The sequence below is a fragment of the Aegicerativicinus sediminis genome (assembly GCF_015476115.1).
Lineage (GTDB): Bacteria > Bacteroidota > Bacteroidia > Flavobacteriales > Flavobacteriaceae > Aegicerativicinus > Aegicerativicinus sediminis.
On the sequence record NZ_CP064295.1, the window covers coordinates 490,001 to 502,408 of the forward strand.

4 protein-coding genes, 2 tRNA genes and 2 rRNA genes (1 of these 8 running past the window's edge) are annotated in these 12,408 nt (G+C 41.1%); all 8 read right to left on the reverse strand.

Annotation, left to right across the window (positions count from 1 at the left end):
- A 23S ribosomal RNA gene (locus ISU00_RS02190) occupies nucleotides 1–1,256 on the reverse strand; it reaches 1,570 nt to the left of the window's first position.
- A gap of 154 nt (nucleotides 1,257–1,410) precedes the next feature.
- Nucleotides 1,411–1,484 (reverse strand) — tRNA-Ala (locus tag ISU00_RS02195).
- Nucleotides 1,485–1,624: 140 nt separating this feature from the next.
- A tRNA-Ile gene (locus ISU00_RS02200) sits at nucleotides 1,625–1,698 on the reverse strand.
- 113 nt (nucleotides 1,699–1,811) lie between these two features.
- A 16S ribosomal RNA gene (locus tag ISU00_RS02205) occupies nucleotides 1,812–3,330 on the reverse strand.
- The 16S and 23S rRNA genes sit together here with 2 tRNA genes alongside, the layout of an rRNA operon.
- Nucleotides 3,331–3,814: 484 nt before the next feature.
- Nucleotides 3,815–5,803, reverse strand: a complete 1,989-nt coding sequence (locus ISU00_RS02210; protein ID WP_228852405.1) for a putative porin — start codon at nucleotides 5,801–5,803, stop codon at nucleotides 3,815–3,817.
- A gap of 101 nt (nucleotides 5,804–5,904) precedes the next feature.
- A complete protein-coding gene (locus ISU00_RS02215) occupies nucleotides 5,905–7,272 on the reverse strand; it encodes a RagB/SusD family nutrient uptake outer membrane protein (protein ID WP_228852406.1) in 1,368 nt (455 codons plus the stop codon).
- A gap of 14 nt (nucleotides 7,273–7,286) precedes the next feature.
- Nucleotides 7,287–10,322, reverse strand: coding sequence for a SusC/RagA family TonB-linked outer membrane protein (locus ISU00_RS02220; RefSeq protein WP_228852407.1), 3,036 nt, complete (start codon nucleotides 10,320–10,322; stop codon nucleotides 7,287–7,289).
- Between the two features lie 421 nt (nucleotides 10,323–10,743).
- Entirely contained in the window at nucleotides 10,744–12,393 is a 1,650-nt protein-coding gene (locus tag ISU00_RS02225) for a RagB/SusD family nutrient uptake outer membrane protein (RefSeq protein WP_228852408.1), read from the reverse strand.
- Nucleotides 12,394–12,408: the final 15 nt, after the last annotated feature.

The window sequence follows — 12,408 nt, forward strand, 5'->3', positions numbered from 1 at the left end:
TCCAACGGCCCTCGCGGGACGCCTTCGGCGCACACGGAATGCTCCCCTACCACAGAATATTCTGTCCATAGCTTCGGTGGTGTGTTTATGCCCGATTATTATCCATGCCGGACCGCTCGACTAGTGAGCTGTTACGCACTCTTTAAATGAATGGCTGCTTCCAAGCCAACATCCTAGCTGTCTGGGCAGTCCAACCTCGTTTATTCAACTCAACACACACTTGGGGACCTTAGCTGATGGTCTGGGTTCTTTCCCTCTCGGACATGGACCTTAGCACCCATGCCCTCACTGCGTTACATCATTATATAGCATTCGGAGTTTGTCAGGAATTGGTAGGCGGTGAAGCCCCGCATCCAATCAGTAGCTCTACCTCTATATAACTAATAACACGCTGCACCTAAATGCATTTCGGGGAGTACGAGCTATTTCCGAGTTTGATTGGCCTTTCACCCCTACCCACAGGTCATCCGAAGACTTTTCAACGTCAACCGGTTCGGGCCTCCACTGTGTGTTACCACAGCTTCACCCTGCCCATGGGTAGATCACACGGTTTCGCGTCTAACGCCACTGACTATACCGCCCTGTTCAGACTCGCTTTCGCTGCGGCTCACGCACCTGAAGTGCTTAACCTTGCCAGAAACGTTAACTCGTAGGCTCATTATGCAAAAGGCACGCCGTCACGGATAAATCCGCTCCGACCGCTTGTAGGCGTATGGTTTCAGGTTCTCTTTCACTCCGTTGTTCACGGTTCTTTTCACCTTTCCCTCACGGTACTGGTCCACTATCGGTCTCTCAGGAGTATTTAGCCTTGGCGGATGGTCCCGCCAGATTCACACAGGGTTTCTCGTGCCCCGCGCTACTCAGGATACCGCTATCGATAACGCTCTTTGCCCGTACGGGGCTCTCACCCTGTATCGCCCGACTTTCCAGACGGTTCCGGTTCATTGCGCATCAAATGTCGCGGTCCTACAACCCCGGACGGTCCGTAAACCGCCCGGTTTGGGCTAATGCGCGTTCGCTCGCCACTACTAGCGCAATCACTGTTGTTTTCTTCTCCTCCGCCTACTTAGATGTTTCAGTTCAGCGGGTTCGCCCACCTTGCGGTGTGACTGGCCTTCAACCAGCCGGGTTGCCCCATTCGGAAACCCCCGGATCACAGGTCATGTGCACCTCCCCGGGGCTTATCGCAGCTTATCACGTCCTTCGTCGCCTCTGAGAGCCTAGGCATCCCCCATACGCCCTTCTTTCGCTTATTGTTGCTCTTTATGTTATTCAAGATTCTATCTACACCGCCGAACCGAAGCCCGGCGGCGCTCGTATCCGCCGGGGCGCCTAAGCGCCCCGGCTATGTTTTTCGTGTTTCTCTTTTCCCAATATGTCAATGAACTTTCGTGCCCGAAACGGGCCCTGTGGAGAATATCGGAGTCGAACCGATGACCTCCTGCGTGCAAGGCAGGCGCTCTAGCCAGCTGAGCTAATCCCCCGTAAAAACCCCAAAAGCCTCCCTGGAGACCCTGGTGCTACCGACGGCAACACGGGTAACCCAACTTCTAAAATTTCCTTTCAGTATATAATGAACTTCCCTAAGCAATGCCCGGCAAATCGCCAAAACAAGCTTAGCTTGTAGTCTCAGGCAGACTCGAACTGCCGACCTCTACATTATCAGTGTAGCGCTCTAACCAGCTGAGCTATGAGACTGCATTTATTTTATAAAAAAAAGGGATCGACAGTGAAAAGAACGGGCCACCCTCGCGCCGGGGGGACCGAAAGGTCCGCCGGCTGCCCGGAACGCATCCGGGCAACTTCTCTAGAAAGGAGGTGTTCCAGCCGCACCTTCCGGTACGGCTACCTTGTTACGACTTAGCCCTAGTTACCGATTTTACCCTAGGCCGCTCCTTGCGGTGACGGACTTCAGGCACTCCCGGCTTCCATGGCTTGACGGGCGGTGTGTACAAGGCCCGGGAACGTATTCACCGCAGCATGGCTGATCTGCGATTACTAGCGATTCCAGCTTCACGGGGTCGAGTTGCAGACCCCGATCCGAACTGTGACCGGTTTTGTAGATTCGCTCCGCCTTGCGGCGTGGCTGCTCTCTGTACCGGCCATTGTAGCACGTGTGTAGCCCAGGACGTAAGGGCCGTGATGATTTGACGTCATCCCCACCTTCCTCGCGGTTTGCACCGGCAGTCTCGCTAGAGTTCCCGACATTACTCGCTGGCAACTAACGACAAGGGTTGCGCTCGTTATAGGACTTAACCTGACACCTCACGGCACGAGCTGACGACAACCATGCAGCACCTTGTAAAGTGTCCGAAGAAGGGTCTGTCTCTAGACCTGTCACTCTACATTTAAGCCCTGGTAAGGTTCCTCGCGTATCATCGAATTAAACCACATGCTCCACCGCTTGTGCGGGCCCCCGTCAATTCCTTTGAGTTTCATTCTTGCGAACGTACTCCCCAGGTGGGATACTTATCACTTTCGCTTAGCCACCCAGCCCGAAGGCCGGACAGCTAGTATCCATCGTTTACGGCGTGGACTACCAGGGTATCTAATCCTGTTCGCTCCCCACGCTTTCGTCCATCAGTGTCAGTGCGTTGTTAGTGATCTGCCTTCGCAATCGGTGTTCTATGTAATATCTATGCATTTCACCGCTACACTACATATTCCAACCACTTCACAACGACTCAAGACAACCAGTATCAAGGGCAATTCCACGGTTGAGCCGCGGGATTTCACCCCTGACTTAATCATCCACCTACGGACCCTTTAAACCCAATGATTCCGGATAACGCTTGCATCCTCCGTATTACCGCGGCTGCTGGCACGGAGTTAGCCGATGCTTATTCCTACGGTACCGTCAAGCCCCCAACGCGTGGGGGTGTTTCTTCCCGTATAAAAGCAGTTTACAACCCATAGGGCAGTCTTCCTGCACGCGGCATGGCTGGATCAGGCTTCCGCCCATTGTCCAATATTCCTCACTGCTGCCTCCCGTAGGAGTCTGGTCCGTGTCTCAGTACCAGTGTGGGGGATCCCCCTCTCAGGGCCCCTACCCATCGTAGCCTTGGTATGCCGTTACCATACCAACTAGCTAATGGGACGCATGCCCATCTCGTACCGATGAATCTTTAATATTATAGTAATGCTACAATAATATGCCATGGGGTATTAATCCACGTTTCCATGGGCTATCCCCCTGTACGAGGTAGGTTGCATACGCGTTACGCACCCGTGCGCCGGTCTCAAGGGAGCAAGCTCCCTCTACCCCTCGACTTGCATGTGTTAGGCCTGCCGCTAGCGTTCATCCTGAGCCAGGATCAAACTCTTCATCGTAGATTCTTAAATATCTTCCGACGGAATATCCTCCAGGTGCCCCCCTTAAGGGGCGCTCAAAATGGTCTGTTCTTCTCTTTGTTCCCGCCACCTAAAACAGTGGCGGTACGCTGTCAATCCCAATATGTTAATGAACTTTTTCCGTTCCGCCCAAATGCCCTTCCGGACAAAAGCGGGTGCAAATATAAAACCCTTTTTCCATTCCCGCAAAACCTTTTTCAAAAAAAAATCCCGCTCCAAAAAAAACACCAATAAGGACCCATATGAACGACGCAAAAAAACTTCTCCGGTACCCCAATCGGGGACCTCCCCTTTTTTGCGGCTGCAAAGATAGTGTTGAATGTTTGAATATTCCAAACACTTTTAAAATAAAATTTCCAATATTTTTTCCGGACCTGAATACTAGGTATTTACAACAAAAAAAATATTAGATTCCAATAGGCCGAAACCATAAAGCCAAAAAACAGATGCTTCTAAAAAAATTCTAAAGAAAGAAATTCCAGACTAGACCAAAACGAATAACAAAGTCCCGATAGGGATAATTTGGCGCAGAATAATAATTATATCCTGTAAAAGATGAATTGAAATGCTCCAATTTAAAAAACAATCGTGTCTGCCTAACTTTCGCATTTACAAAAAAATCGAACATAGGAAAGCCTCCAAGCTCTTGATCATTCTGAACATAAAATTCTGCCAAGACAGGATCGTATGCATTCATATTATACTTGGTAAAGTATTTAAAAGTAATGCCTGTTTGTAAATAAAGCGCTTTATCAAACAAATGGTTTTCATAATAAAAAGTATTCCGACTAATGAATTCTGGAACATTAAAAACCGTTGTTCCATCTAAAATGTTCTGGTACATAATGGTATTATCCAATCCAAAATGACCTAGCCTGAACTCTTTATTAACCTTAAATTTTAAAAAACTAACAGTGCCGTCATTTTGCAATGGTTGGACAATATTATCCTCAACACCGAAATAGGTATAGTTATTTATTAATGAGTAATCAACGAAAAGGTTCAGGTATTTTTCGGACTTCCAGCCTCCACCAATGGTTTGGGAGGTAACATTTTCAAAATCCCCATAATTATCCCAATTATAATTGATATAATCACTCTGAAACAACAATTGGTTAAAATTGGGTTGGGCTGAATTATTGGCGAAGAATGCCGTGAAGGTTTCAGTTTTAAAAAGAGGGATATCAGCTTCAAGTCTCAAGTGATTACCGCTTAAAGGTTCCGAAAGGTTTAAACTAAAATTCCCCCTAAACTTAAGAAAACTAAATTCCTTTTTATACGCTCCTCCAATTTGAATCAAAGACTCCTTAATTCTATTTCTTATGAAATTCCCCTCCAGATTAACTAATGAGTTATAGCCATAATTCAAATTAAGATAATCTACATTGAAATTGATATTTCCTAAAATTTTGGAACGAAATGACAAAAAACCACCAAACCGAAAATCTTCCAGGGTTACCTTGTCATGAATGACATTGCCAAATGAGCCTCCCAAATAACCTGAGGCAACATCCTGCTTGTATTGGTAATATTTGTCTTCAAAATGAATTTTGTTTCCAATAGTTAATGCATAATCTTTTAAAGAGTCACTCTCTCTGAAAAGGTCGTATTCATGTTCAAGATAAAATCGTTTCCCAATTAATATACTTTCAGCATTCTGAAACCTAGGATCGAAGGTTCCACGGTCTAAAAAATCTGAATTGCCCGATTCAAATTTTTCTAGGTCTTCATCTAACAACCCACCATTTTCTTGATTCATCAAATCTTGAGACAGAAAATGTGCCCTGGCCCTATAACGATTCGTCTTATTATAGTAGTTGGCAGTAAACCTAAAGTTTCCAGTACTTGTGAGTATGTGTTGATAAACCCCCAAGGATCTTAATCCCTTATAACCAATTGAAAAATTAAAATGCTTAGATATATTGGTAGTAAACATGGCATCTAAAAGCTGACCCTGCTGAAAAGCCGTCTTATAGAATAATTCTGTTAATGGTGTTGGAACATGATAATAGTAGGTATCTTCAAGTTCCATGTAATTGAAATGCCTAGCTCTAGCTGCAAATAATGGGAGGGTATTTTCATGAGCAAAATTCTCACTGAGTTTATTATAGGTTTGGCCTAAATTGGAAAAAGGGAGAAGCTCAAAATTATCCTTCCTTAAATAATTGAATTTATAGTCTTTTTTGAGGCTTAAAGTGGTATCAACAAAGGTCGTGTCTCTATAATGATTTATTATAAGGTATTGAGTAATCTCGGCCTTTTCTTGCTTTGCCTGACCAGATCTGTTCCTATCCCTTCTATTGGATAGGGTGTCGTTTGTCCTAACTCCTTGCTCTCTTCTTATTGAATCTATCATCCTAGGATTTGGCTTTTGCACCTTTGGTCGCTGTCCATAAGACATTGAAGTGACCATTATGGCTAGAAAGAGAAAAGAGATTCGAAGTGGGTGCATAGAAAAAATTTAAGCAAAAATAAATCTTTACTTTAACTCTTGCTTGTATTAATAAAAAAACCACCTCGAATGAGGTGGTTTTTTATATTATTAAATAAATTCTAGTACCCGGCGTTTTGTACCATGTTAGAATTTGCATTCATCTCAGAAAGAGGTATTGGCCAAGCAAATAAAGTACTTGGGTAAGGAATAACTTGAGCAATATTACCTAAAGTTCCAGCGGCTTCCATATCCATTCCTGTTCTTAGCATATCGTCGTATCTGAATCCTTCGAACATCAATTCTTTTCTACGCTCATTTAAGATGTCATCCTTAGTCACTGTAGTGTAAGCTGATGCTCCTCTATTTGAAGTAATTTTATTCAATTCAGTAGCTGCGTCTCCACCAGTTTCAAAAAGAGCCTCAGCATAGTTTAAAATAACTTCTTCATATCTGAATAAAGGAATGTTATCGGTATAAGAAATGTTGTCTGGATATTTACCGTAATTTCTCAACATATCACCTTGGTAACCTAAGATATCTGCTCTAACGTCACCGTCTTCAAAGATGTCTAACACCTCGTCAAACACTTGGATGTCTCCATAACCACTACCATCATCATTAGCTCTATAGATATAAGCTAAACCGTTGATACCAGCATTATCAGTTGCCGAGTTAGCCAATTCAAAAATAACATTTGAACCGCCTGCTCCACCCCAACTACTTACATAGTTCGCGGCAGGAATTACACTATATAAACCTGAATCGATAACAACCTTAGCAGCATCACGCGCTCTTGTCCACTCGCCAAAATATACAGCTACTCTAGCTTCTAAAGCTTTTGCAACATATTTAGAAACGAACACTTTTGAATTGTCATAGCTTGAATCCATCATGTTAAAAGCAGCTTCTAAATCACTATAAATAGCAGCTTTTACTTCGTCGATAGTATTCCTAGCTGGAAATAAGTTGTCACCTTTAAAAGTAGTAACAATTGGAACACCTAAATTACCTCCACCAGCATGTTGCTGACCATAGGCTCTCAACAAATCAAAATGACCTAAAGCTCTTAAAGCCATAGCCTGACCTTGGATATGTCGACCATAGTCTACATCACCTTCCAAAGATTCAACATTTGTACCGATTATAATATTCAAATCAGCAATAAATGCATAAGCAGTTCCCCAAATCCAACCAGTATTGTTATTGTATAAATACTGACTTTGGGTAGTAAACCTACCTGAATTACCATTAGAGAAGGTGTTATCTGATCTTACTTCATTATAAATGATCATGTCTCTACCATAATATCCGGAACCGGTCATGGTACTATGTGCACCCTTAAGTATGCTATACAGGTTGTCTACCCTTGTAATACTTCCTTCAACACTTTTACTTTGTGCTAAAGTAGGATCTAAATCATCTGTAGTACAAGCATTAACAGCAAATAAAGCTGCGAACACCCATAATATTTTAACTATTCTATTCATCTTTTTCATTTTTTTTAAAAGGTTAAATTAACACCGAACATAAACGTTCTGGTTGGTGGGGTTTCCAACCCAGTTTGACCTCCTAAATCTTGTTCAGGGTCATATAACAAGTTATCATCTTTAACCCAAGTAGCAAGGTTGTTTCCACGAACATATATTCTTGCACTTTGCATTCCTACTAAGGACATTACTTCAGAAGGGATGTTATAACCAACGGTAACTGATCTTAACCTAAAGAAATCACCGTCATACAAGAATTTAGAATGTCTTTGCCAAGGTTGACCTGCACTAGTAAATTTACCATATCTAGTTTGGTCACCTGGCTGTTGCCATCTGTCTAACAAGGTTTGGTAACCATTGTAAGCAAATACAGGGTAACCATTAGCTTGATTTAAATATAAATGCCAACCCTCATAAATTTTGTGACCTCCAGCATAGTAACCAGTAGCATTAAGGAAGAATCCTTTAAAGTTGAAATTTAAATTCATACCTGCCGTAAGTGTAGGAATAGCATTTCCACCTTGCCATACAGCTTCTGCCTCATTAAAGTTAGTAGTTGTAGCACCATCTACCCCATTAACATACCATTCTTCAGCTCCAGTTTCTGAATTAACTCCTGCCCAAGTTGGCATATAATATTCTCTTACGGCATGACCAGTTTCAATTCGGTCAATCGTAGAAGTTATTGTTCTTTCAATTCCATTAGGATCTAAAGGCAACTTGGTTACTTCGTTTTCAACTGTTGCCAAATTACCACCGATGCTAAACTGTACATCTTCTGAATCTACTATGTTAGCATTCAATTCGAATTCCCAACCAATATTCTCTAACTCACCAATGTTTTGGGTTTGGCTAGCAAATCCAGTAGTTTGGGATAATGGTACATTCAATAATAAGTCAGTAGATTCTCTTTTGAAATAAGCAACGCTACCTGAAAGTACATTATTGAACAATCCAAAATCAACACCTACATCAAGGGTATTAGACTTTTCCCAAGACAAATCTTCATTACCAAAAGTTGATACAGTCTGAGCACCTTCACCATTGTAATCTACACTGAAGCTAAATAACGATTGGTAATTGTTCAATCCGATATTGGCGTTCCCTGTAACACCGTATGCTCCACGTAGCTTAAGATAATCTACAAAGTCAGAATTTTCTAAGAAGGCCTCTTTATGCAAGTTCCAAGCGGCACCTACAGACCAGAAATTACCCCAACGATTGTCTTGTGAGAATCTAGAATTTCCTTCTCTACGATAAGTGGCATCAAAAACATATCTACTTTGGAACGCTGTATATTGGGCTTGAGCCAAATACGCACCTACATACCAATCACTGTAACTTGAGCTGTTAGATATTGGACTACCAGCACTATCTAAGTTGAATAGTCCATCATCGGCAAAGTTTTCAGAATAACCTCCTAAGAAGTAACTCCTGTTAGATTGATATTCTTGAAGAATACGGAAATCAAACTCATGATTTTCATTTAAATCTAAAGCATACTCTAAGTAGTTTTGGAATACGTAAGTAACATTGGTTCTATCGTATTGAGACGCATCACCTGAAGTTGCCACACCGTATCCATAATTTCTGTTGGAATAGGTTCTAGTGTTATACAATTGTAAATCCACATTGAATTTAGTACCAGCCTTAAATCCACCACCTATTTCCCAGTCAAGGGAGTTACCAGAAACTATTCTGGTGAATGTCTGATCATCAATATTTTCTTCTGCCAAAATTAATGGGTTTGGCAAAGCACCACCCACTTCTGCGTAAGTACCATCGTCATTATAAGGATATCTCAGAGAACTCATGAAATATTTAGACGTTCTAGCACTTTCAAAATATGCACTAGTTTCAAGGAACGCATCTTGGTACGTCCATGATGCTTGGTTCTGAGTGGAGAATTTTAATTTTGGTGTCAAGTCTTTTGAAAAACTTAAAGCACCAGAAATTCTTTCGAAAGAAGTTCCGATAACAGTACCTTCTTGCTCCATATAACCTAAAGAGGCAAAAAAGGTATTACCTTCACCACCACCAGATGCAGATAAACTGTACTGTTGGATTGGAGCATCTCTATTTTCTACGGCTCTACCCCAATTAGCTTCCTTTCGACCACCTTGATCCCATGCTCTAAATAAAGAGTTTTGGGTTAAAAGATAATCTTCAGCTTCTTGAGTAGTATCGAAGAAACCATCATTAAAATAAGCTTCACTAGCCAGCTCTAATCTTTGAGCTGCAGTTAATGGTAGCGGCCCTTCAGTGGCATCATTTTGCCAACCATACATAGAGCTAAAATTAAAGGTGGTCCTACCTTGTTTACCTGATTTGGTTGTAATAACGATTACACCGTTTGCACCACGAGCACCATACTGAGCCGTTGCAGAAGCATCCTTTAATACGGTAATGGATTCGATGTTGTTATTATCCAAAGCGGCTAAAGATGAAATTGAGGATCTTGCCCCAAAAGCACCTACGTTACCATTATTTACTGGCACACCGTCGATAACATATAAAGGTTCGTTACCAGCTGTAATAGAGCTAATACCACGAATTCTTATGTTTGCTACCGAACCTGGAGTACCCGAAGTTGAAGACACCGTTAAACCAGCCACATTTCCTTGTAAAGCTTGATCTACTGCAGGAGCAGCAATTTGAGAAAGTTGTTCACTATCAACTTTTACAACTGAACCTGTAATGTCTGATCTCTTTTGGGAGGTATAACCAGTAACAACAACCTCTTCTAGGGTTGCAAAATCTTCTTCCATGGCAACATTAATAACACTGCCAGATCCAACGGTTATTTCTTTTGTTTTCAAACCGACGTATGAAAACACTAGCACTTCACCTGTACTTGCGGAAATCGAATACTTTCCATCAAAATCAGTTTGTGCTCCTTTTGAAGTTCCTTTTACAAGAACGTTTACTCCAATTAAGGGTATACCGTCACTTGCTCCTGAAACTGTACCTGTGATTGTTCTCTCTTGTGCAAAAGAAAACTGCATCACTAGCATCATCAAAGATGCCAACAAAGTAATCTTAAATTTCATAAATTAATTATTTGAATTAGCCAAGGCACAAACATGAGGATAAAAACTCAAAAAGTCAAATATGCTTGGTAGAATAATTGTTAAAATTTTAACCTTTTAACATTTTTTTTGGAATCTACCATCTTTAAAACTGTACTAAACATGTTCGTTGAGTTAAACTTATGTGAAGAAAAATTCCTAAAATATTAACAATAGGATTTTTTAAACACCCCTTATTGAGAATTTTATAAAATATCAGTCTGAAAATGCCTTATTAACAAAAATTCAAAAGTTAAAACTAACTCGTCTATGAAATAAGATTTTTCAACAGAAAAAGGAATTGAATAATTGAAAATAATTAATTGCATAAAAGATTGATCTAAAAAATTAGGCATAAAAAAACCACCTCGAATGAGGTGGTTTTTATTATTAAATGTTAAAATTAATTTTGATCGCCTGGCCCTAAATTTGGGTTAGCATCTATTTCTTTCTGTGGAATTTTGAAGATCCAACTATCGTTTTGTGATGGTCTATCTTGTCGGAAACCATCTTGATAAAGTACTTCTGAAGCTCCTGATCCACCATCTGCACCGTGATCGATTCCCTCATCCCAACGAATTTTATCAGTATATCCAAATCCTTCGCCCCAAAGTTCCACACCTCTCTGGAATTTGACCTGATCCATTAAAGCAGATTCTGTACCAAACGCTGTTGCATCGTAAGCAGAATCACGGGCTCCCCCCAATTCTTGAAGGGCAGCTTGGGCTGCTGCAATATTACCAAGCATAGTTTCTGCCTCAGCTTCTATTAAATACATTTCTGCAGAACGCATATAAATGATATCGTCTGGATCTATAGTACCTGGATTTTTTTGTAACATCTTTACATGCATATAAGGATGTTCGTTATGTGCTGTAGTCCATCCATATAAATCTCTATAAAACTTTTCTGCTGCTTCAAACTCTTCTTCAGTAGTATATAATGGGTTGGTATTGTTTGCCCAACCACCTTCGCCATTAGCTGCGGAAGTATTGGTATTTGGCGCATCAACTAAAAATACATCTTTTCTATAATCAGTATCAGGAATGGCATCTACCAATCTTCTATCAGCTATTTTAGGATTGTTTCTATTTTGACTACCATTAAATGTATTACACATTAAATAGAAATAGGAACGGAAAAAGGTGGTTTCAGTTTCTATCACATTACTGCCCCAAATAACTTCTGGAAGTAATGTAGTGTTAAAACCAGATTTCCATTGGCTTTCGCTCATCAATGGATAATTTTGTCGGGCCATTTTTGCTGCATCTGCAGCAATACGCCATTGTCCACTATTTAATGCAATTCTAGCTTTCAAACCATAAGCCACATCTATATTAAGTTGAGACTTTCCATCTGCGGAACCAGTAGGTCTTTGTGTAGCACCGTCAAAATAATCAATTGCCATATTAATATCAGACATACATTGATCATAAATCTCTTGTACAGTAGACCTTGGCTCACTCGTAAAGGGCGCTTCAGAAGCATACAATAAAGGTACTCCAGGATCTGAGGATGGATTTCCAATTAAATATCCTTTGGCAAAATGTTGAACTAATGATAGATATCCAAATGCTCTATACGTATAAGCTTGTCCGATAATTTCCTTAAGTCGTGCATCCTCAGTCAAACTTCCATCAGTTGCCTTGTTTATTATAGCGTTTGCATTAGCAATGATATTATAGCGGTGATACCAAAATAATTCGTTTGTTAACGAGGTTTCTTGCGTATGATCTAACCATCTTGCATTATCCCTCCATCCTAAATTATTTGCACTAGCAGAATGAATAATTCCTCCCGCTAGGTTATCTCCCATTGGAAGCCAATAATGATCATTCGCTCTAGCAGTATTTCCGCCTGGAAGAACCCACTGTGATTGAGCATATAATCCACGATGTATTCCATTAAGTATTAGAGCCATATTCTCCGCGGTTGCCAAAGCATCCCCAGAAGAAATTGCGTCAGTTGGTTTTGTCTCCAGAAAATCGTCTGAACACGAGGTTACCGTAATAAAGCCAACTACGAATAACAATAAGTTTATTTTTCTTAACATACTTTTTATGTTTTT

Bases quoted from the DNA above. Each gene is read 5' to 3' on its own strand.
- ISU00_RS02210 (WP_228852405.1), bottom strand. From the start codon at position 5,803: ATGCACCCACTTCGAATCTCTTTTCTCTTTCTAGCCATAATGGTCACT.
- ISU00_RS02215 (WP_228852406.1), bottom strand. From the start codon at position 7,272: ATGAATAGAATAGTTAAAATATTATGGGTGTTCGCAGCTTTATTTGCT.
- ISU00_RS02220 (WP_228852407.1), bottom strand. From the start codon at position 10,322: ATGAAATTTAAGATTACTTTGTTGGCATCTTTGATGATGCTAGTGATG.
- ISU00_RS02225 (WP_228852408.1), bottom strand. From the start codon at position 12,393: ATGTTAAGAAAAATAAACTTATTGTTATTCGTAGTTGGCTTTATTACG.